The organism is Sphingobium aquiterrae (genome assembly GCF_037154135.1).
GTDB classification, from domain to species: domain Bacteria; phylum Pseudomonadota; class Alphaproteobacteria; order Sphingomonadales; family Sphingomonadaceae; genus Sphingobium; species Sphingobium aquiterrae.
Map to the genome: position 1 here is coordinate 17,360 of NZ_JBANFL010000030.1, position 23,069 is coordinate 40,428.

Here is a 23,069-nt window from a genome sequence, read left to right on the forward strand (position 1 = left end):
ATGGGTCGATCCACCGGCATTTCCTGAACCCAAGATCCGGCCCGTCACAATGACATATGCCAGAATCAGTTGGACAGGTTTACCCTAATATCGCAAACTACCTGGGTCAATACGTTGATTTTTGGTGACGACCGGTAAAATCTGTCATACAGATATGGGCAATCAGACAAAGCGCTGAACAGCAGGCGAAACAGGAGGGAGAGGTCGATGGGCGCGACACGGCACCGGATGTTCATGGCGACTCATGCCGCGGGAAGACCCATCCCGGCCAACATCGGTCCAGCGAAGGTCGGCCTGGCAAAGATCAACCCGGTAAAGATCGGCAATCGCCATGCACGGTGACGACCTCCAGCTCATCGTCGCGGCCGTCAGCGGCATCGGCCTGTCCGTCCTGCTGATCGTCAAGGGCCGCCTCCATCCGTTCATAGCGCTGTTATGCGGCGCCTTTGCGACAGGCCTGATCGCGGGCCTGTCGACCGAAGACACCGCCAAGGCGGTGCAAAAGGGCGTGGGCGACATATTGGGCGGCACCGGACTTGTCGTCGCGCTCGGCCTCTCCCTCGGCGCGATGCTGCAATTGTCCGGCGGCGCCTCTTCGCTGGCGCGCGCGGCGCTCGGGATCACCGGCCAGAAAGCGGCGCCCTGGGCCAGCCTGTTCATCGCCATGATCATCGGCCTCCCGCTTTTCTTCGAAACGGGCCTGGTCCTCCTGCTGCCCATCGTCGCGGCCGCCGCCGCAACCGTGGGGGGCGAGGGCGAGCAGGACGAACGCAAGCTGCAACTGATGCTGCCAGCGCTCACCGGCCTTTCGGTCGTCCATGCCCTGGTCCCTCCGCATCCCGGCCCGCTGCTCGCCATCAACGCGCTGGGGGCCGATATGGGGCGCACGATGCTGTGGGGCCTGGCGATCGCGGTGCCCACCGCGATCATCGCCGGCCCTCTTCTGGCGCGCTACACCGCGCGCGGCATCCGCCTGTCCGCGCCGGTCCTCGAACAGATCGAGACATCCGCGCCGCCGCCGCCCAAGCGCTGCTCCCTCATCGTCGTGCTGATGCCCGTCGTCCTCATCGCCGCCGGCCAGCTGCACACCGTACTGCCGCCGGACATCGCCCCGCGCTTCGCCTGGGTGGCCACGGCAAGCAACCCGGTCCTGGCCCTGCTCTTCACCAATCTCGTCGCCCTCCCCCTGCTCTTCGGCCGCAGGATCGCAAAGGCCGACACCCAGACGGCGATCTGGTCCGAAACGATGCACCCGGCCGGCGCGATCCTGCTTTCCATCGCGGCGGGCGGCGCGCTCAAGCAGGTGCTCGTCGCGGCGGGCCTTTCCGACCTGCTGGTGAAGCTTGCGTCGACCGGCGCGATCTCGCCGATCGTCCTTGCATGGCTGGTCGCGGTGGGCATCCGGCTGGCGACCGGTTCGGCAACGGTGGCGACCATCACCACCGCCGGCATCATGCCCGGCATCGTCGCGGCCACGGGCGTCGATCCCGTGTGGATCGTGCTCGCCATCGGCGCCGGATCGGTTTTCTTCTCCCATGTCAACGATCCCGGATTCTGGCTGGTGAAAAGCTATCTGAGCGTCAGCACCGCCGACACTTTCAGGACCTGGTCGGCCCTGGAAACGGCAATCTCTGTGATCGGCCTGCTGCTTGTCCTTTGCGCCAGCGCCCTCTTCTGATCTAGGATCTGGCCATGCATATATCGTCATTCCCACAGGGGCTGGCAGGATGAGCGAGCAACGCCTTGCCGACCGCGCCTATGCGGCGATCGTCGCGCTCATCAACCAGGACAACCTGCAGCAGGGCGACCGCCTCCCCTCCGAATCCCGGCTTGCGGAGAGCTTTGGCGTGTCCCGTACCATCGTTCGGGAGGCACTGGTGCGCCTGGCCGCGGACGGCATCACGGAGGCGCGGCGCGGCGCCGGCTCCTTCGTCAAGCGACGGCCGTCCGAGCGGCTGGGCGAACATATGCCCCTGTCGGACCTGTCGGCGGCGATGGGCAGCTATGAAGTGCGGTTCGTGCTGGAAGGGGAAGCTGCCCGGCTCGCCGCGCTGCGCCGGACGCCCGAGCAGATGGCGGCGATAGAGGAGGCGCTGCGCAAGCTGTGCGATGCCCTGCTGGCGAACGGCCCCGCGCATCTTGAGGACATGGCCCTGCACCGCGTGATCGCGCTCAGCACCTCCAACCCCGCCTTTGTCGAGACGTTCGATCATATGCACAGGGAGATGGACAGGATCATGCGCGCGGGCGTCGACATCTCGCGCTCGCGCCCGCCCGAGGCGATCCAGGCGATGCTCGCCGAGCATGAAGCCATTGTGGAGGCGATCCGGACCCAGGATGCCGATGGCGCCAGCCTCGCCATGCGCTGGCACCTGTCCCAGGGCCGCAAGCGGCTGATGCCGTGAAAACAGGGACCATGGTCCCGGGTGACGATGGGCCGGCGACTGCCTAGCCTGATCCGGCGATAAAGAAAGCGGGCGCGCCCGCTGCAAATGGGAGGATAGCATGGGGCAATATCGGCCGGCCTGGAGATATTTTGGTTCGTCCCTCGCCCTGGCGCTGATGCTCGCAACGGCGAACGGCGCCCAGGCCGCGGGCGCGGACTCCGCCTTCACGGCGCTGCCCGACGATCCGCGCGCTATCGTCGTCAAGGCGCGCGGCGATGGCGTGGCCGACGATAGTGCGGCGATCCAGGCGGCCATCGACGCCGCGGCCGCGCGGGACGGCGGCGGCCTCGTCTTCCTGCCCTCGGGCCGCTACCGGATCACGCAGTCGCTGTTCGTCTGGCCGGCGGTGCGGCTGTTCGGCATCGGCAAGACGCGGCCGGTCTTCGTGCTGGGCGACAGCACGGCCGGTTTCCAGCAGGGCGTCAAGACGATGATCGTCTTCCCCGGCGCCAAGGTGAACGACCGCCGCCAAGTGCCCTTTCCCGTGCCCGGCAGCGTGCCCTTCAACAAGGGGATCGCCGACGCCAATTCGGGCACCTTTTATTCGGCGATGAGCAATGTCGATTTCGAGATCGGCGAGGGCAACCCCGCTGCCACGGCCGTCCGCTTCCATGCCGCCCAGCACGCCTTCCTCAGCAATATCGACTTCCATATCGGATCGGGCCTGGCCGGCATCTATCAGGTCGGCAATGAGGCGGAAAATCTGCGCTTCTTCGGTGGCCGCTATGGCATATTGACGGAAAAACCCTCCCCCGCATGGCAGTTCACGCTGATCGATTCCCATTTCGAGGGGCAGCGTGATGCGGCGATCCGGGAACATGAGGCGGGGCTGACCCTGGTCAACACCAGCATCCGCGACACGCCGGTGGGGATCGACATCGACCGCGGCTATGGCGACTGGCTCTGGGGCAAGGATGTCCGCTTCGAAAATATATCGAAGGCGGCAGTCATCATCAGCAACGAGGGCAACGCCTATACCCAGATCGGCTTCGAGAATGCCCTTGCCAGCAAGGTGCCGGTCTTCGCCCGCTTCCGCGACAGCGGCAAGACCGTCGCCGGCGCCGGCGGCACCTACAAGGTCTCGGAATTCACCTATGGCCTCAAGCTCGACGGCCTGGGCACCATGGGCAGCTTTGCCACCAACATGCAGGCGGCGGCCATCGCCACGCTTCCGGCGGCCCGTAGCCGCGCCGTAAGGCCGCTCCCGCCGACCGCGCAATGGGTCAACGTCCGGACATTGGGCGTCAAGGGCGACAACAAGGCCGACGACAGCGCCGCCATCCAGAAGGCCATCGACACCCACCGCGTGCTCTATTTCCCGCTCGGCCATTATCGCGTGACGGACACGCTGCGGCTGCGGCCCGACACGGTGCTGATCGGGCTGCACCCCAGCCTGACCCAGATCGTGCTGCCCGACGGAACGCCCGCCTATGCCGGGGTCGGCAGCGCCAAGCCGCTGATCGAAAGCGCCAGGGGCGGCGACGCCATCGTCTTCGGCCTTGGCCTCTATACCGGCGGCTATAACCCCCGGGCGACCGCATTGTTGTGGAAGGCGGGCGCCGACTCCCTTGTCAACGACGTCAAGTTCCAGGGCGGTCACGGCACCACCCTGGCCGATGGATCGCGCTTCGACCCCTACAACGCCAATCATTCGGCCGACGCCAACCCGCTCAACCGCTGGGACGGCCAATATCCCAGCCTGTGGGTGACGGACGGCGGCGGCGGCACGTTCACCAGCCTGTGGACGCCGAGCACCTATGCGCAGGCGGGCCTTTACGTGTCCAACACGCGGACGCCCGGCCATGTCTACCAGATGTCGGCCGAGCATCATGTCCGGGCGGAAATCGTGCTCGACGGTGTCGAGAACTGGGAATTCCTCGCCCCCCAGACCGAGCAGGAATCCGGCGAGAGCCAGGACACCGTGGCGCTGGAGATCCGCAATTCGCGCAACATCCTGTTCGCCAACTATCATGGCTATCGCGTCACCCGCTCGGTCAAGCCTGCCCCGGCGGCCGTGAAGCTCTACAATGTTGGCGATATCCGTTTCCGCAACGTGCATGTGAATGCAGAGAGCGGCTTTTCGACCTGCGACGCCAATGGCTGCGCCACCTATCTGCGCGTATCGAAATTCCCCTATGAGAATGCCGTGCAGGATGTGACCAGCAAGCTGGAGGTGCGCGAACGCGAATTCGCCGTGCTCGACATCCCCTTCAAGCCCAAACCCGTTCCCGCCACGACATTCGCGGGCGCAAAGGTGGAGAAGCTGGAAACGGGCTTCTATTCCATCTCCGGCGCCGCCGTAGACGCTGCGGGCAAGCTGCATTTCGTCGAGCATAAATTCCACCGCATCTATGCCTGGTCCCCGGACAAAGGGCTGGAGATCGTGCAGGATGCGCCGCTCGATCCGGTGAACCTTGCCTTCGACCGGTCCGGCAACCTGCTGGTCCTCTCGTCGGACGGGCCCGAGGGCACCGTCTACAGCGTGAAGCCGGGCTCCGCGGAGATCACGACGATCCCGCCCACCCCGGTCGCCGCGCATCCGGACGCCATGGTCGCGATCCCGGTCAATTTCTGGAACAATGGCGAGTTCAAGGACCAGATCGACCCCGAAACCTATGCATTCACCACATTGGCGGAGATGTTCGCGCGCGACGTGGCCGTGCCCAAGGCACGCGAATATGTCTCGCCCGACGGCAGCTTGGTGCTGCCGGCCTTCCGCACCTTCCAGCAGGGGCCGTCCGACCATATCGGCTGGCGCTTTTCCGACACGCTCGACACCCATGGTTTCGTGACGGCAAGGCAGGGCGCGCGGCTGACGATCGTCAACGGTTCGGAGGATCGCACCTATAGCGGGCTGCTTGGCCCCGGCGGCAGCATCACCGACCTCAAGCCCATCGCCGATCGTGGCGGCGAGAGCGTGGCGGTGGACAGCAAGGGCAATGTCTATGTCGCCAACGGGCAGGTCTTCGTCTACGCGCCCGACGGCAAGGCAATCGGCCGGATCGACGTGCCCGAAAGGCCGCTCCAGCTGATCTTCGGCGGTCCAGACCGACGCACCCTCTACATCCTCACACATCATTCGCTTTACGCCGCACGGCCCTGACGCCGCGCGCGCAACCCGCCGGCGCTCCTCCTCCCGGCGCCGGCGGGATTTTTCTTCGATGATCCGGCGGCGCTTCAGGGTTGCGGGGTCGATGCCGGCACGCCGCCCGGCAGAAGGGCGGAACGGGCGCGACGCAGCCTGGGGCACGGGCAAATCCCCGGCCACGGCTCTTTCAGGGGAATGATTGCCTCAGCCATTCATAGGTCGAGCGACACAGTTCATCGGGGCTGCGCCGCGCGTCGAGGATGAGCGCGGGCTCCTCCGGCGATGGGGGTTCCAGCGCTGCCAGCTGGCTTTCCAGCAGGCTGACGGGCATATAATGCCCCTGCCGCGCGCCCAGGCGGCGCGCGATTTCATCCTTGTCCGTGTTGAGCAGGACGAAGGCGGATTTACCCCCCACGGCCATGTTCAACCGATCCCTGTAGCTGCGCTTGAGCGCGGAGCAGGCGGCGACCGCTACGCCGTTGGCGGTCATGGTCCTGCCCATTGCCGAACCGAGCTGGTCGAGCCAGGGCCAGCGATCCTCGTCGCTCAGTGGCTTGCCCGCGACCATCTTCGCGATGCTGGCGGGCAGGTGGAACAAATCCCCCTCCAGAAAGGCGCAGTTGAGCCGGTCGGCAAGGAGCGCGCCAAGCGTCGACTTGCCGCTGCCGCTCACGCCCATGATGAAGATCGCCCTCGGCATGATCGCGCTGACTTCTGATCGCGGCTGCACATCCGTCCCTTTGAAATCCTGCTGATCCGTCTGCCGCATATGGGTTCTGCGGGGCGCGGACACCCAACACTACAACACTGATATCCAACAGATTTCATGCCCGGACTATTGGGACCATGGTCCCGGATGACGCCCCCTGCGGCCATGCCCTATCACTTAGTGCAATCGGATGGCCGCCCGTGGCTGCCGCCCGCCAGACAATTTCAAAATTGCGGCTGCATCAGGTGAGGATGGCATGAGATCGAGTTTGCTCGCATTGGCTGTTATGCTGGCGCCCACGGCCGCCGCCGCCGCCGGCCCATCCACGTCCCTGTTTGCGACCATGCCCAACGATGCCGCAGCGGTCGTCGTCACGGCGAAGGGCGATGGCCGGACCGACGACACCGCCGCCATCCAGGCGGCGATCGATCGCGCGGCGGCGAGCGGGCATGGCGGCATCGTCTTCCTGCCCTCCGGCCGATACCGGATCACCCGCACGCTCAACATCTTGCCCGCCGTGCGCATCTTCGGGGTCGGCCCGACGCGCCCCGTGCTGCTGCTGGCCGACAACACGCCCGGCTTCCAGAAGGGCGTAGCGACCATGCTCGTCTTCAGTGGCGACGATCAATATAATGTCGGGAAAATCCCCTTTCCCGTGGAAACCACGGTGCCGTCCGGCACGCAGATCAGGGATGCCACCTCCTCGACCTTCTATTCCGCGCTGGGCAATGTCGATTTCGAGATCGGCCAGGGCAACCCGGCGGCGGCGGCGGTCCGCTTCCGCACGGCCCAGCACAGCTTTCTCAGCCATGTCGATTTCCACATCGGGTCGGGTTTTGCCGGCGTCTACAATGTCGGCAATGTGATGGAGAATGTCCGCTTCTTCGGCGGCCGCTATGGCATCGTCACCGAAAAAACCTCTCCGGCCTGGCCGTTCACCCTGCTCGACGGGCATTTCGAGGGACAGCGGGATGCGGCGATCCGGGAACATGAGGCGGGGCTGACCCTGGTCAACACCAGCATCCGCGACACGCCGGTGGGGATCGACATCGACCGCGGCTATGGCGACTGGCTCTGGGGCAAGGATGTCCGCTTCGAAAATATATCGAAGGCGGCAGTCATCATCAGCAACGAGGGCAACGCCTATACCCAGATCGGCTTCGAGAATGCCCTTGCCAGCAAGGTGCCGGTCTTCGCCCGCTTCCGCGACAGCGGCAAGACCGTCGCCGGCGCCGGCGGCACCTACAAGGTCTCGGAATTCACCTATGGCCTCAAGCTCGACGGCCTGGGCACCATGGGCAGCTTCGCCACCAACATGCAGGCGGCGGCCATCCCCGCCCTTCCCGCGCCCCGCGCACGCGCCATCCGCGCGCTGCCCGGCACCGGCGAGTGGACCGATGTCCGCACCCTGGGCGCACGCGGCGACGGCGCGACCGACGACAGCGCCGCCATCCAGAAAGCCATCGACACCCACCGCGTGCTCTATTTCCCCGCAGGCCATTATATGGTCAGCGACACGCTGCGGCTGCGGCCCGACACGGTGCTGATCGGGCTGCACCCCAGCCTGACGCAGCTTGTGCTGCCCGACGGGCTGCCCGCTTATGCCGGCGTCGGCAGCGTCAAACCACTGATCGAGAGCGCCAGGGGCGGCGACGCCATCGTCTTCGGCCTTGGCCTCTATACCGGCGGCTATAATCCCCGGGCGACGGCACTGCTGTGGAAGGCGGGCGCCGACTCGCTGGTGGACGACGTCAAGATCCAGGGTGGCGGCGGCACCTTCCTGCCGGGCGGCAAGCGGCTGGACGTGGGCGCGCCGATGAACCGCTGGGATGGGCAATATCCCAGCATCTGGGTGACGGATGGCGGCGGCGGCACCTTCTCGTCGGTCTGGAGCCCCAACACCTTCTCGCAGGCCGGCTTCCATGTCTCGAACACGAAGACGCCCGGCCATGTCTACGAGCTGTCGGCCGAGCATCATGTCCGTGCCGAGATCGTGCTCGACGGCGTCGAGAACTGGGAATTCCTGGCGCCGCAGACCGAGCAGGAGGTGCGCGACGGCGTCGATGCCGTCTCGATGGAGATCCGCAATTCGCGCAACATCCTGTTCGCCAACTATCATGGCTATCGCGTCACCCGATCGATCAAGCCGATGGACACGGCGGTCAGGCTCTACAATTCCGGCGACATCCGTTTCCGCAATGTCCATGTCAACGGCGAGAGCGGCTATGCGACCTGCGACGCCAATGGCTGCGCCACCTATCTGCGCGCCAGCAAATTCCCGTTCGAAAACGCGATCAAGGACATGCGGACCAAATCCGAGGTGCGCGAACGCGAGTTCGCCGTCCTCGACGTGCCCGCCAGCCCCGTTCCTGCACGGACGGGTCTGGCGGGCGCCAGGGTGGAGAAGCTGGAAGGCGATTTCTTCTCCATCTCGGGCGCGGCCGTCGACGCAGCGGGCAAGCTGCATTTCGTGGACCATAAATTCCACCGCATCTACGCCTGGTCCCCGGACAAGGGGCTGGAGATCGTGCAGGACGCGCCGCTCGATCCGGTGAACCTCGCCTTCGACCGGTCCGGCAATCTGCTGGTGCTTTCATCGGACGGGCCCGAGGGCACCGTCTACAGCGTGAGGCCGGGTTCCGCCGACATCAGGCTGATCCCGCCGACCCCGGTCGCCGCGCATCCCGGCGCCACCGTGCTGCTGCCCGCCAATGTCTGGAACAATGGCGAGTTCAAGGACCAGCTTAATCCCGAGACCTATGAATTCACCACCCTGGCGGAAATGTTCGCGCGCGACGTGGCCGTGCCCAAGGCCCGCGAATATGTCTCGCCCGACGGCAGCCTCGTCCTCCCGGCTTTCCGGGTGCTGCAGCAGGGGCCGGCAAACCCCCTGGGCTGGCGCTGGTCGGACACGCTCCAGACCTATGGCTTCGTCACCGCCAGGCAGGGCGAGCGGGTGGCGATCGTCAACGGATCGGAGAACCGCACCTATAGCGGGCTGCTTGGCCCCGGCGGCAGCATCACCGACCTCAAGCCCATTGCCGATCGCGGCGGCGAGAGCGTGGCGATCGGTCCCGACGGCAGGACCTATGTCGCGAACGGGCAGGTCTTCGTCTACGCGCCCAACGGCAAGGCAATCGACCGGATCGACGTGCCCGAAAGGCCGCTCCAGCTGATCTTCGGCGGTCCCGACCGGCGCACCCTCTACATCCTTACACATCATTCGCTTTACGCCCTGGGCGTGTGAGCAGGCTGAATTCCGAACGTCCAAGATAATGAAAAGGGGAAGGATTATGCGTAACATCATTCACGGGGAGACAGGCGGGCTGACATGCCGTGCGCTGTTGCTGGCCGGTGCGGCCGCGCTGGCTGCCGTGGCGGCACAGGCCCATGCGCAGGACGCGCCGCCTCCGCCGCCCGCCGCACCGACGCCGTCCGTCACGGTCGCCGACACCCCGTCCCGCGGCGCTCAGGGCGATGACGCGGCACGCGACATCGTCGTCACGGGATCGCGCATCACCGCCAGCGGCTTCACCGCCCCCACCCCGACCACGGTGCTGGGCGCCGAGGAGCTGTCGAAGAGCGCGCAGCCCAATGTCTTCGCCGCGATCGTCCAGCTGCCCTCGCTCCAGGGCAGCACCGGGCCCAGCACCGGCACGTTCAGCACGTCCAGCGGCACGCAGGGCCTCAGTTCCTTCTCGCTGCGCGGCCTTGGCCCCATCCGCACGCTGACCCTGCTCGACGGGCAGCGCGTCGTCGGCGCGAATGTGACCGGCGTGCCCGACATCAGCCTGTTCCCGCAGCTGCTGATCCAGCGCGTCGATGTCGTGACCGGCGGCGCATCCGCCTCCTACGGGTCGGACGCGGTCGGCGGCGTGGTCAACTTCATCACCGACAAGCATTTCAAGGGGATCAAGGGCAATGTCCAGGGCGGCATCAGCACCTATGACGACAATCAAAGCTATACCCTCCAGCTGGCGGGCGGCACCTCCTTCCTGGACGACCGGCTGCATGTCGTCATCAGCGGCGAATATAGCCATGACGACGGCGTGCCCGCCTTCGGCTTTGGCGAGGGACCGGGGCCCAACGGCCGCGACTGGTATTCGACCGCCACGCTCATCAACCGGCAGATCACCAATGACGGCCTGCCGCAATATCTCTACCGCGAACATGCCCAGCATTATCAATATACCAAATATGGCCTGATCACCGCCGGGCCGCTGCAGGGCATCGCCTTCGACGCGAACGGCCAGCCCTTCAACTTCCAATATGGTTCCAACGGCGTGCCGTCGAAGACCGCCTCGGGCGCGGTCGCGGGCTGCTATGCCCCCTTCTGCGTCGGCGGCGACCTGAGCGGTAATGTCGGCAACGGCTCCAGCTTGCAGTCGGAGATCACGCGCCTCAACGGCTATGGCCGGATCGGCTTCGACATCGACCCGGACAATGAAATCTATGCAACGGTCAATGTCGCGCGGGTAGCCTCCAACAACACGCCCAATCCCGGTGCGGCGAAGAACGCCAATCTGACGATCCAGTGCGCCAACCCGTTCGTCCCCGCCTCGATCCAGGCCGCCTGTGCCGCCAACGGCATCACCAGCTTCCAATATGGCGTGAGCAACGCCGTCCTGCCCGACTTCATCAACGTCAATCCGGTCCGGGAACAATATCGCTTCGTGGTCGGCGCCACCGGCAAGCTGCCGGTGCTGGGGTCGGACTGGACCTATGACGCCTATTATGAGCACGGCACGGCGATCACCGACATCACGGTCACCAACATGACCCTGAACCCGCGCTACAATCAGGCGATCCAGGCCATTACCGGGCCCAACGGCCAGATCATCTGCGCCAATCCGGTCGCGGTGGCGAATGGCTGCCAGCCGCTCAACATCATCGGCGGCGCGACGCCGAGCGCCGCGACCCTCGCCTATGTCTCGCCCGCCAACGGCCCGCATCAGCACACCCGCCAGACGCAGGACGTGTTCAGCGCCAGCATCAGCGGCCAGCCCTTCTCGCTCTGGGCGGGGCCGATCTCCATCGCCACCGGCTTCGAATATCGCCGGGAACATTATCGCGTGACGGGCGACCCCTATGGCGACGGCGCGGCGGATGCCGGCGGCTACAATGCGGACTATCCCGCCGATCCCATCCTCAATGCGAACGGCAACAACTGGTATGCCGGCAACTATCACAGCGGCCGGGGCTCCTATGACGTCTATGAAGGGTTCCTCGAACTCAACGTCCCGCTGCTGGATTCCGAAGGCGCAGGCAAGGCGAACCTGAACGTCGCCGGGCGCGGCACGCATTACAGCACGTCCGGCACGGTCTGGACCTGGAAGATCGGCGGCACCTGGGACACGCCGCTGGACGGCATCCGCCTGCGCGCGGTCACGTCGCGCGACGTGCGCGCGCCCAACCTCAGCGAGCTGTTCGCCGCGCCGGTATCGGTCAACAACTCGATCACCAACCCGTTCAACGGGACGGCGCCCACGATCCTCCAGAACACGATCGGCAACCCTGCCCTGAAACCGGAGATCGCGCGCAATACAGAGGTCGGCATCGTGCTGTCACGGCCAAGCTGGGCGCCGGGCTTCAGCCTGTCGCTCGACTATTACCGGATCAAGCTGAACGGCGTCATCTCCAGCCTGAGCGCGCAGCAGATCGTCAATCTCTGCTTCGCCGGCGTCACCTCGACCTGCGGCGCGTTCGACCTTGCCCCCGCGACCGGATCGCCCTTCGTCAACGTGCAGGCCTTCAACCTCGCCTCGATCTTCACCGACGGCTTCGATATCGAGGGCAGCTATCGCACCGGCCTGGACGGCATCGGCCTGCCCGGCGACTTCACCTTCCGCGCGCTCGCCACCCATGTGAAGAATTATGTCACGGACAGCGGCCTGCCCGGCACGATCCCGACCCAGGGCGCGGGCGTCAACACCGGCAACACGCCGCACTGGAAGCTCTACGCCACCCAGAGCTGGGACACCGACACCTTCGGCCTGACGCTGACCCAGCGCTGGTTCAGCGACGGGACGTTCAACAATGAATATGTCGTGTGCCAGTCGAGCTGCCCGGTCTCGACCGTCAACAACCCCACGGTCGACTTCAACCATATGAAGGGCGCCTTCTATTTCGACATCGGCGGCACCTATCATGTGACCGAAGCCGTGACCGCCTATTTCAAGGTCGACAACCTGTTCAACCGCGATCCCACCCCGTCGCCGCAGACCAATGCCGGCATCGACGTCAATCCCGCGCTCTACGACCTGCTCGGCCGGATGTACCGGGTGGGCGTGCGGTTCAAATTCTAGGGCAAGTTCCGGGCATCCCTCCCCCTGAAGGGATGGGGGCGGACGGCATCGTCCGCCCCATTTCCGTTATCGGCCTAGCGCGTCACAGCCGTTCAGGTCGCAGCGCGGCGTGCCTGCTTTACCATGGACGTTCCGCGACCAGTTTCTCCTCGGCGACGCAGAGCCCGGCCGGGGGCACGGGCGCCTTTGCCCTGATGGCGGCAAGCTCGGCACGGGCCGCATCAAGATCGTTGCGGAAGGCCGCCGATCCGTGGATCGCCGCGACCCAGGCGGATGCGTTCATATACCCCGCCTGGACGGCCGAGGCACTGTGCGATCCACACACCGCGCGGCTCTCGCCATAGGCGCGGCCCCGCGCCAGGATGCCGGTCGCCCGGTCGGGCAGCAGTTCGGCCAGCACCAGCGCCATCGACCAGCCATGCGTGGTATGGCCGGAAGGATAATCGCCATCGGCCGCGAGATGCGCGGTGGCCGGCTCGCAGATCGGCTGGTCGGTGCCCAGATAGGGCCGCGGGCGGTGATACAAATCCTTGGGCGCGCGCGCGACCCGGCCACCGCTGGCCGCCATGCGGGTGAACAGGTGCCTGGTGGCGGGGATGGACGCATCGCGCAGGTCCATGCCCATCGCGCAACTGAAATGGCCGAGCATCGCCGCTAGGGAGGAATCGACGTCCGCCGTCGCCATCGCCCAGCGCGCGGACCCTTTCAACGCGCGGGTCTGCCGGAAGATCGCGCTGTCGGCGGCAGCGGCGGCCGACCCGTCCTGCGGCGGCCTGGGCAGGATGCGGGTCGTGTCCGGCAGGGCGTCGGCCGGCATATAGGGCATCGACGCGGAGTCGTCGCGCGGTGCGGGCAATGTCATCGGCGCGGTTTCCGCCCGCTGCCAGTCGGCATCGGCCACCATTTCCACCGGCAGGCCCGCACACTTGGCCGCCACGCGCGCGGGATTGCACAGGGCCGCCGCCCGGTTCGGCAGGCGGACCGCAAAGCCCCCGGCAAAGCGCGGATCGGGCCAGAGATAATCGGTCGACACCATCTGCGCGCCTGAGCGCAGCGCGATGTCGCGATGGCCGGTGTCGTTGGACCGTGCCTGCACGGTATTGTCGTCGGCGCGCGTTCTCACCAGGAAGCCGGCCCGCACGTCGGCGGCGATGCGGTCGGCCTGCCCCACCGGATCGTTGAGGGTCAGATAGGCGGCGGCCGGCGACGTCTCGTCATCGGCGTTGACGAACATGACGCGGCCTTCCAGCGACCGGCGCTGGCCGCGATAGGTCGCGACCTTTTCGGGGCGCTCGTCCAGCGCGAACAGGATGCGCCCCCGCGCCGCACCCAGGGTCGGCCAGTTATCGTGCAGCACGGCCTCGCGCAGCGTCGGATATCGGCCCTGCACGTCGTCGGGCGTGATCAGCTTGGCGGGGGGCAGGACATCGCGCACCTCGCGGTCGAGCGCGTCATAGGCAGACGCGTCGAAGGGCAGCAGCGGCACGCCGCCCGGCGCACCCTTGCCGTCCTTGGCGTTGATGAGGATGGTGATCGGCGCATGGCGCGGATGCGCGTCCGACCAGCGGCGCACGATGCCCAGGCACTCCTTGAAGCTGATGCAGCTGGAGCGGAAATCGATGTCGGGGACGTGCAGCACCTTGTAGCCGGGCTTGCGCATCGCCGCCGCCCATGCGGGATCGAGCGGCGTATGGGTGAGCCCGGCGATCATCGGGCTGGCATAACGGCCCCCTTCCGGATCGTAGACCACGTCGATTTCGATCTGGCGCGCGCCGGCGTCAAGCTCGGCGGTGATGGCCTTGTGGGCATAGTCGAGCGCCTGGCCGCCTTCGGGGCTGCGCGCCGCGATGATCGCATGATCGGCCGGCGGGATCGCCTGCTTGTAGCTGTTATGGGTGCCGACGGTGAACAGGTCGTTGACGCGCAGGTTGCGGTCCATCCAGGCTTCCGCGCACCCCGGCCCCGCCGCCCCGGCATCGACGGCATCGAGCTTGCAGGCGGTCCTGGCCGGGGGCGCTGCATCCGCCCCGCCCGCAAACAGCGCGAGCGCGGGCAACGCCGCGGCAAGAAGATTTCTGGAACGCATGGACTGGACCTCATTCTTGATTTGGCAGCGCTTCACGATGCAGGGACCGGCGCGCGGGCGAAAGCTGCCCCGCGCGCCGGTCCCTGCCGTTCTTTGCTATTATTTGCCGAAGTTCACATAGACCGGGTTGGTCATCATCAAACGCTCGGCCTCCTTGCGGACCTCGAAGCGAATCCAGTGACGGGCGCCGTCGCCCTTCCAGCTCAGGCCGATGTCGGACGCGTCGCCGTCGATCTTCTCCACCGACAGGGCGGGGTCGGGCTTGCCGTCCACGAAGCCGACCAGACTGTTGCCCTTGCTGCCCGTCACGTGCAGGCCGAGCGTCAGCGCCCGTCCGGCCGGAACGGTGAAATTATCGCCGATCATGCCCGTCTGCGTGCCGCTCTGCGCCTTCAGGTCGAGGCCGTGGCCCAGCGCGCCGGTCATGTCGACCGCCACATGGCCGGCCTTCACCGCGTCCAGGATCGATCGTTCGGACAGGTCGGCGGCATAGACCAATGTGGTCGGGAAGCCGACGCCCAGCCGCCCGAGCTGCACATCATGATTGTCGCTGCCGCCCAGCAACGTGATCCGGCGCCCCTTGGCCAGTTCCTCTTCCCAGCGCGGGATGTCCTTGCCGGCGTCGCCGCCCATCATCTGGCGGCGCAGATTGCCCGCGTTCATCGCCTCCATGGCGGAGACATAGGCGGTGGCGTCGTCGGGCGCGGTCCAGCCGCAGCCCCGGCATCGCGCATCGCTGGGCGAGCCGGGATGGTTGATCGACACGATCGCGCCGGCCTCCACCGCGTTGCGCAGCATCGTCTTCATGTCGGGCACGGCCGGTTCACCCATGCGATAGTCGACATATTGGGTGGTGCCGAAGATGTTGGCATGGCCCTGCTCGGTGGTCATCTCGCGGCCGGGGATCAGCAGCACATCGTCGAAATAGGGCTGCAGCTCGCGCATCGCGTTATAATGGCCGACATTATTATGGTCGGTCATGCCGATGAAATCGAGATGCGCGTCCTCCGCCGCCAGGACCGTGCGGAACACCGGACAGGGGATGTGCCGGCCCTTGCGGCTGGCGCAGAAGCCGTCGCTCTCGCCGGTGTGCATGTGGAAATCGCCGCGATACCAGCGCGCGCCCGTCTCCAGCGGTTCGGGCGAGAAGGTCGATACCGCCGGCTTCTGGCCATAGCGGAAGAAATAGATGTTCGCGGTATATTGGGACGTCACGCCCTCGCTGATCCAGGAGATGCCAAGGTCGAGCGCCCAGCGCCGACCGCCCACCGGTCCGGGGATGAAGGACGGCGTGGCGTTGTTCTCGTCGATGACCACGGCATGCTTGTTGCTGCCGCTCCAGCCGCGGAAATGCTCGCCGTCGAACAGGCCCAGGTTGATGACGGTGCGGCCGTCGGGCCGGGTATATTGCAGGTCGATGCCGATGCGCTGGACGTCCTTGGGCACGTCGAACGGCACGGCGAGATTATGCTGGAAATCCTTGCGCGCGACGGTGCCGGTCAGCACCAGGTCTGGCTTGGTCTGGCCGATCGCAAGCGGCACCTTGTCCCAGGCGGGGGAAGTCTGCGCAGCGGCGGGCATCGCCGGGAAGGCCGCCAGCAGGGCAAGGGCCGCCGCTGTCAATCCGTGCCGGACGCTTTTGAAGATGAGCATGTCATATCCTCGCGGAAAGCCGGCAAGGGCGCGGTGTCGCGCCCTTGCCGCGGGGGGGGGAACAAAGGCTCAGAAGCGGAAGGTGATCGCGCCGCGAACGCTGCGACCGAACAGCGTGCGGGCGATGTAGACCGCGTCGCCCACTTCCTCATTCTGGATCGCGCCGGCGCGGGGATTGCCCTCGGTCAGGCCGATCGTGTTGGTGAGGTTGTTGACGAACAGGTTGACCGACAGCCGTTCGGTGATGTCGAAGCGGGCGTTGAGATCCACCGTGGTATAGGCCGGCAGGCTGATCTGGTTGGCGACCTCGGCATAGCGCTGGCCGTAATAGGCGACGTCCGCCTCGACCCGCAGGCGATTGTCCAGCAGATTGACGGCGGGCGTGACGCGGAAGCTGTTCTTCGGCACGCGGATCAGGCGATTGCCCGAATAGTCGATCTGCTTGCCGGTATTGTCGGTATATTTGAAGTCGGAGAATTTCGGGTCCTGCCAGGTCCAGTTGGCATGGATGTCGAACCAGCGGACCGGGCGCCAGGTGGCTTCCAGCTCCGTGCCCCAGGTACGGGTGTCGCCATAGACGGTGTTCAGCACGAACTTGCCGGTGTTCGCGTCCTGCTTGTAGTCGCTGATCTCATAGCTTTTGTAGAGCGAATAGAAGCCGGTCAGGTACAGGTCGAAATGCGACCGGGAGAATTTGATGCCGCCTTCCACGAAATCCATCTTCTGCGTCACCGGCTTGGCGGCCGGATTGCCCAGGAAGCTGGAGACGTTCGGCAGGCGGAAGGTGGACGTATAGCGCAGGAAGGTGCCGAAGCTGGGCTGGAACTGGTAATTCGCGCCCAATGTCCACGCCGCATGGTCATAGCTGTTGTCGAACGGTGTGAAGACCCCGTTGCCCACCTGCACGGCGTCGTCTTCCATGGTAGCCGACTGGCCCAGGTTGACGGTCTTCTTGCCCTCGACCGAACCCTCGGCCTGGACACGTTCCCAGCGGGCTCCGCCGTCGATGCGGAGCTTGTCGGTCACCTTCCATTCGTCGCTGGCGTAGATCGCGAGCGTATCCGACGTGCCGCTGGCATTGTTGAATTCAACGCCATAGCTGGCGATGCCGCCGGTGCTGAGAGCCCGCACGCGATTGCCGGCCGCGTCGAGGACATAGGCGTCCAGCAGCGCCGCATTATCCTTGACGTCGGTGAAGACCGAGGCGGAATTGGTGGCGTAATCCTCTTTGACATGGGCATAATAGACACCCAGGGCAATATCGTGCCGCCCCAGGAATTCCGCGGTCTTCGTCAGCCGCGCATCGTTGATGAACTCGCTTTCCGGCACCGTGAACGACCGCGCCAGGTTGAGCAGCGCCAGGCCGTTGCCGTTCTGGCCGGTCATGTTGAACGGCTGCGAGGGATTGTTGGTGTAGCCGAAGCCCAGCGTCTGGCCCGGCGTCAGCCCCTTTTGCACGGCCGCATAGCTGCCGGCGAGCAGGTCCGCCGCCGACGCGACAGTGCGCGGGGTGATGCTGTTGCGCTTGGTATAGCTGTCGCGATAGCGCATATTGTCCTGGAAGGTGAAATCGCTGCCCAGGTCATATTTCAGCTCGGCGGTGAGCTGCGTCAGCTTCACCGTGGTGCCGACCGCATTGTCGAAATCATAGGTGCCGTCGGGCGTCAGGAAGGTGAAATTGCGCGTCTCGGGGCCCGCGATATTGTCGCGCTTCGCATTGAAGCCGGGCACGCCGGTCGGGTCGCCATTCTCGTCGTTGATGAACGGCGTGACCATCGCATTGCCGATGCGCTCGTCGATGCGCTTCACGCCCACCATGAAGGAACCGCGGTCGAAATCGCGGGAAATGGTGGCGCGGATCTGTCCGCCTTCATCCTGACGATAACCGGTGTGGCGCTGCCCGTCCGACAGGCGATAATAGCCGCCGACGAAGAAACGCCAGTCGCTGTTGCCGATGGGGCCGCCCAGCCAGCCGTCGACGCGGTGCGAATTATAATCGGCCACCTCGTAGCGGACGAGACCTTCCAGATGGTCGCCGCCGCGGCGGGTGATGAAGTTCACGACCGCGCCCGGCGCGTTCGAGTAGAAGATCGACGAAGGACCGCCGCGCACGACCTCGATCTGCTGCACCGTCTGGTCCATGCGGAGCGACTGGTCGCCGTTCAGCCAGCCAAGGCCGGCGTCATGCTGGGTGGTGATGCCGTCCTCAAGCAGCGACAGCGCCGAATAGCCGTCGGTGGGGATGCCGCGCACGCGGATATTGCCGCTCGCCTCGCCCGACGAGCTTTCGATCCAGAAGCCCGGCACATTCTTCAGCGCTTCGGCGACGCCGATCGGCGCCTTCATCTGAAGCTCCTCGGGGGAAATGACCGAAATGGCGTAGCTTGCCTCGACCTTTTTCTGCGTCGCATTGCCCGCCCGGGCCGTGACGATCACCTGATCCTCGGGCGCGGGGGCATTCGCCTCCTCCGCCATTGCGGGCTGAGCGATCAATCCGGCCGCGAGGCTGGTCGCTGTCAGGAGGGAAGAAAGAAAAGTCCATTGTTGCGACATCGTGGCGCCCCTTATTGTGTGATCTGCGGGGGCGCATATGGTAGCCATTGATATCATTTTTGTGACAGTGGTATACGATAGGCAAAAATAGGGGGATGGAGATATGGCGGCATACCGAAAACCGTTGCAGGAACGGTCCAGGCGGACGTTCGACGCGCTGCTGGATGCCGCCGGCGTCCTGCTGGGCGAATGCGGGATCGAGCGAATCTCGACCAACATGATCTGCGAGCGGGCGGGCGTCACCCCGCCGGCCTTCTATCGCTATTTCGATGACAAATATGCGATCGTGGAGGCCCTGGCCGAACGGCTGATGGAAAAGCAGAATGTCGCGCTGGAAACATGGGTCGCGCGCTATCGGGATGCCGGCCTGGCGGTGATCGCCGAAAAGGTGATCGACCTGATCCGCGAAATGGACCGGATCACGGGGGGCCAGCCGGGCGCGCTGTGGATCATGCGGGCGCTGCGGGCCGTGCCCAGCCTGACGCACATCAGGCTGTTCTCGCACAATTATGTGGCCGACCTGCTGGCCGATATCTACGCCCCCTATCTTCCCCATGTGTCCCGCGACGTCATCCGCCGCCGCACGCGCATGTCCGTGGAAATGGCCTATTCGCTGGACGAAATGCTCAAGGAAGAGGAAGCCGACCGCGAATCGCTGTTTGCGGACGCCCATCATGTCTTCAAGGCGATGTTCCACTATCCCGATTATCTGGCGCGCGAAACCTGACCCCCACCGCCGTCGACCGCACGCGGCCGATGGCTGGATGACGGAGGAGGTCGTGACGCGTCATGGCGAACCATCTTGTCGATGGAGAACTGGCTGGGGCGGCAGGATTCGAACCTGCGCATGGCGGCATCAAAAGCCGCTGCCTTACCGCTTGGCGACGCCCCAGCATGGCGCGCTGGCCGTTCTTCCGGGCAGGCGCGTTCCTGCGCATATAGCGGCTGTCGGACGAAAGGGAATATGAAACCTGCCGATATGTGACGCGGCTTTTATGCCGCCAGCGCGAAGCGCAGGGTGACGCGCAGCCCGCCTTCCGGGCGATTGGCGAAGGCAAGCGTTGCGCCGTGACGCAGCGCCAGGGTCCGCGCGATCGCCAGGCCCAGGCCGACGCCGCCGGTTTCCCTGTTGCGCGAGCTTTCCCCGCGAAAGAAGGGCTCGCACAGGCGATCCAGCACGTCCGCCGGAACGCCGGGGCCGTCATCGTCGATGTCGATCACCGCGGCGCCCTGTTCGGTGCGCAGCGACAGCCGCGCCACGCCCCCGTAGCGCACGGCATTTTCCGCGATATTGCCGATGCAGCGGCGCAACGCGGCGGCATCGCCCATGATGACGGCGCGGCCCGTCGTGTGGAATTGCACCGCACGCTGCATATCGGCCAGATCGTCCGCCAGCGTCTGGACCAAGGCGGAGAGATCCAGCCGGACCATCGCCACCTCCGCCCCTTCGCCCCGCACGAAATCCAGCAGTTCCGTCACCATCCCCCGCATCTCTTCCAGATCGGCCTGCGCACGGGCGCGGATCGCATCGGGCAGATGTTCCAGGCGGAAGGAAAGGCGCGTCATCGGCGTGCGCAGATCATGCGCGATCGCCAGCAGCATGGCCGTCCGTTCCGTCACATGCCCGGTCAGCCGGGCGCGCATCTGGTTGAAGGCATGGGCGAGTTGCCGCACCTCCGGCGGGCCGCTGACGGCAAGAGGCGCCGACAGTTCCGGTCGCGCACGCGCGGCCCCGCGCGCCAGCCGGTGCAAGGGCCGGGTGATCCGCCGGGCTACCAGCCAGGCGGGCAGCAGCAGCAGGATGAAGATCGCCGTCATCATCGCGAGGGTGACGGCATACCAGCGCCAGGAAATGCCCGGCCGCACCTGCACCAGCCGCCAGCCCGCCGGATCGCGCACCGCGATGGCGAAGCCGCCGAACATCATCCGCGGCCCCATGCCCGCGCCCGGCCGAAACGGGCGCATGCCGGCATGCGCGCGAAACGGCGGCACGGCGATGAACAGCCGGACGTCCGATGGCGACCGGCGAAGCTGGCCGGCCACGTCGGCCGTTGCCCGCACGTCCAGCCGCATGCCCGCAACGGCCCTGGGCACCGATGCCAGACGCTGTTCCCTTACGCGCCACTCATAGCCCGTCAGCCGCCCGCCGCGCCCGATCAGCAGCACATCGGGCATCAGGGGCGGACGCGGACGCGGCGGCGGGCCCAGGAAGGTGACGGCCAGCATCGCGCCCAGCGCCGCGAGCAGCGTGACCGCCACAAGCGCAACGATACGGCCGAGAATCGGTGGGTTGAAGCGGCGCCTTGCGCGCCGCCGCGCGCCGAATGTCATCCCCTGGGCGCCTGCACCGGCGCCGTGAACATATAGCCTTCGTTACGGATCGTCCGGATCAGCTCGTCCGCATCGGCCCGCGCGCTTTCCAGCTTGCGGCGCAGGCGGCTGACCTGCACGTCGATCGCGCGGTCATAGCTCTCCGTCTCCAACCCGGCGGAATATTCGAGCAGCTGATCGCGGCTGAGCACCCGGCGCGGATGCTCCACAAAGGCGCGCAGCAGGCGGAATTCGCCATCGGTGAGCGGCACCACCACATTGTCGGGGTCCAGCAGCAGCCGCGTCGCCATGTCGAGCGACCAGCCGGCAAAGCGCGTGGGCGCGGGAATGTCGACCGCGGGCCGGGCCGCAGCGGCCTTGCCGCCATGGCGCGCACGCCGCAGCACGGTGCGGATGCGCGCCAGCAATTCGCGCGGGTTGCACGGCTTGGGCAGATAATCCTCCGCCCCCAGTTCCAGCCCCACGATCCGGTCGATATCCGTGCCGACGGCGGAAAGCATGATGACGGGCATGTCGCCACCGCCGGCCTGGAGCCGCCGCAGGATCGACAGGCCGTCCTCGCCGGGCAGCATCACGTCGAGCACGGCAAGGTCGAAGGAGGATCGTTCGAGCAGCCGGTCCATCGCCGCGCCATCGGCGGCGGTTTCGACCGCATAGCCGTGCCGTTCCAGAAATTCGGTCAGCAGATCGCGGATGCCGGCATCGTCATCCACCACCATGATGCGGGTCGCAAGGTCCATCGATGCTCCCACCGGGCCGACACGGCCGGGCATGGTCACAGGCATATCGTCTTCCATGGTCTGGCGCAAAGCCCCCCTTGCCCTTTTGCCGCGTGCGCCTTGCTTCCCGGCGGCACGCTGCGGCCCCCTGTTGCGCTCAGATCGCGACGCCAACGGTCACGGTGCCGGTAAAGCCATTGGTGATGTCGCCGGTCATGCCAGGGGTCATGGTGGCGATCTGCGCGGATGTGTTGTCGCCAAAGACATTGTCGTTGGCCGTGGTGGTGCTGGCGAAATTGGTGCGGCTGGAGGCATAGGCGGTCGTCGCATAGACGGTGCTGCAGGCGTCCGCAGGCATGGCGAACTGCGAGGTCAGGATGCGATTCGCATAGCTCGTCGCCAGCGCGACGCCGGGATAGACCTCGAAATGGATATGGGGATAGCGCCCCGAATAACAGCCGGGGAAGATCGTGGTGAACGTCACCTGCCCGTTCGCGTCCGTCACGCCCACGCCGCGCAGATAATTTTCCGACGGCAGGTCGTAGAGCGAATATTGGCCGTTCACCGTGCAGTGCCAGATATAGATCGCATAGCCGGCCAGCGGCGCGCAGCTGTTGTTCACATTGACCAGCGTGATGGTGAGCGTGGTGTAGACGCCGGTTGCCGTCGCCGTGGACGTGCCGAAGCTGGACCGGATGTCGGTGCGCACGATGCCGCTGTCATCCAGCACATTGACGACCGTGCCGTTGCGGCTGTTCGACCCGTCGGCCGGATAGGGGCCGTTGGTTTCGCTGGGGTCGGCAATGCAGGTCGTGGACGTACTGCCCGTGCCCGACGAAGAGCTGCTGGTGGCGCTGCTCGACGAACTGGTGGATGTGCTGGAACTGGCGGTCGAACTGGCGCTGCCGGTGCCGCTCGATCCACCGCCACAGGCGCCGACAAGCGCGGCCGTTCCCGCAGAGAAAAGGAGGTGGAGCGTCCGCCGCCGGCCGACCTGCTGATGTGCCAGGATTCGCAGATCATGGGACAAGCCCAGATCATGCGCATGCGCCTGTTGTTCGTTCACGCCGATGTCCCTCGATCCGTTGGCGGCCTTTTGGCCTGTGCGGATCGCTCTAGGGACGGCGTGTAACCGCCGGATGTCGGCGATTACACGCTTTGTAGCATGAATGTAGCCT

General features: G+C 65.9%; 13 protein-coding genes and 1 tRNA gene. 6 read left to right on the forward strand and 8 right to left on the reverse strand.

Translation table 11 applies throughout. From position 1 onward, the window contains the following. The first annotated feature begins 331 nt into the window (after positions 1-331). The 3 genes from WFP78_RS21770 (at position 332) to WFP78_RS21780 (ending at position 5,550) form a co-directional block, all read left to right on the forward strand. The gene (locus tag WFP78_RS21770; RefSeq protein ID WP_336966511.1) at positions 332-1,678 is read left to right on the forward strand and encodes a GntP family permease; all 1,347 of its coding nucleotides are present in this window, start codon (positions 332-334) and stop codon (positions 1,676-1,678) included. A gap of 49 nt (positions 1,679-1,727) precedes the next feature. Further along, on the forward strand, positions 1,728-2,405 hold the full coding sequence (locus WFP78_RS21775; protein ID WP_336966512.1) for a FadR/GntR family transcriptional regulator: 678 nt from the start codon (positions 1,728-1,730) through the stop codon (positions 2,403-2,405). Positions 2,406-2,562: 157 nt separating this feature from the next. Next, the gene (locus WFP78_RS21780; protein ID WP_336966513.1) at positions 2,563-5,550 is read left to right on the forward strand and encodes a glycosyl hydrolase family 28-related protein; all 2,988 of its coding nucleotides are present in this window, start codon (positions 2,563-2,565) and stop codon (positions 5,548-5,550) included. Positions 5,551-5,722: 172 nt separating this feature from the next. On the opposite strand, the gene WFP78_RS21785 is transcribed toward WFP78_RS21780, so the two are convergent. Next, a complete protein-coding gene (locus WFP78_RS21785; RefSeq protein ID WP_336966545.1) occupies positions 5,723-6,214 on the reverse strand; it encodes a gluconokinase in 492 nt (163 codons plus the stop codon). 286 nt (positions 6,215-6,500) lie between these two features. On the opposite strand from WFP78_RS21785, the gene WFP78_RS21790 reads away from it, so the two are divergent. Together WFP78_RS21790 and WFP78_RS21795 are read left to right on the forward strand one after the other, a co-directional pair. Then, positions 6,501-9,491 (forward strand): glycosyl hydrolase family 28-related protein, encoded by a 2,991-nt coding sequence (locus WFP78_RS21790; protein ID WP_336966514.1) that lies wholly within the window; start codon positions 6,501-6,503, stop codon positions 9,489-9,491. Positions 9,492-9,537: 46 nt separating this feature from the next. After that, on the forward strand, positions 9,538-12,549 hold the full coding sequence (locus tag WFP78_RS21795) for a TonB-dependent receptor plug domain-containing protein (protein WP_336966516.1): 3,012 nt from the start codon (positions 9,538-9,540) through the stop codon (positions 12,547-12,549). A gap of 118 nt (positions 12,550-12,667) precedes the next feature. Here WFP78_RS21795 and WFP78_RS21800 read toward each other — a convergent pair whose 3' ends face one another. The 3 genes from WFP78_RS21800 to WFP78_RS21810 form a co-directional block, all read right to left on the reverse strand. Next, positions 12,668-14,635, reverse strand: coding sequence for a Ca2+-dependent phosphoinositide-specific phospholipase C (locus WFP78_RS21800; protein ID WP_336966517.1), 1,968 nt, complete (start codon positions 14,633-14,635; stop codon positions 12,668-12,670). Positions 14,636-14,734: 99 nt separating this feature from the next. After that, positions 14,735-16,288 carry a CehA/McbA family metallohydrolase gene (locus WFP78_RS21805; RefSeq protein ID WP_336966518.1) on the reverse strand — a complete coding sequence of 518 codons (1,554 nt, stop codon included), beginning with the start codon at positions 16,286-16,288 and terminating at the stop codon, positions 14,735-14,737. Between the two features lie 69 nt (positions 16,289-16,357). Next, on the reverse strand, positions 16,358-18,841 hold the full coding sequence (locus WFP78_RS21810; RefSeq protein WP_336966520.1) for a TonB-dependent receptor: 2,484 nt from the start codon (positions 18,839-18,841) through the stop codon (positions 16,358-16,360). Positions 18,842-18,944: 103 nt separating this feature from the next. Here WFP78_RS21810 and WFP78_RS21815 point away from each other — a divergent pair, with 103 nt between their 5' ends. Next, positions 18,945-19,568 (forward strand): TetR/AcrR family transcriptional regulator, encoded by a 624-nt coding sequence (locus WFP78_RS21815; RefSeq protein WP_336966522.1) that lies wholly within the window; start codon positions 18,945-18,947, stop codon positions 19,566-19,568. A gap of 90 nt (positions 19,569-19,658) precedes the next feature. Here the strand turns inward: WFP78_RS21815 and WFP78_RS21820 are convergent. The 4 genes from WFP78_RS21820 to WFP78_RS21835 form a co-directional block, all read right to left on the reverse strand. After that, positions 19,659-19,733 (reverse strand) — tRNA-Gln (locus tag WFP78_RS21820). A 101-nt stretch (positions 19,734-19,834) separates the two neighbouring features. Beyond that, positions 19,835-21,172, reverse strand: coding sequence for an ATP-binding protein (locus tag WFP78_RS21825; protein ID WP_336966524.1), 1,338 nt, complete (start codon positions 21,170-21,172; stop codon positions 19,835-19,837). Further along, complete coding sequence (locus WFP78_RS21830) at positions 21,169-21,957, reverse strand: response regulator (RefSeq protein WP_336966526.1); 789 nt, start codon at positions 21,955-21,957, stop codon at positions 21,169-21,171. Before WFP78_RS21830 ends, WFP78_RS21825 begins: the two co-directional genes overlap by 4 nt. Before the next feature lie 91 nt (positions 21,958-22,048). Then, positions 22,049-22,957 (reverse strand): intradiol ring-cleavage dioxygenase, encoded by a 909-nt coding sequence (locus WFP78_RS21835; protein WP_336966527.1) that lies wholly within the window; start codon positions 22,955-22,957, stop codon positions 22,049-22,051. Between the last annotated feature and the right edge of the window lie 112 nt (positions 22,958-23,069).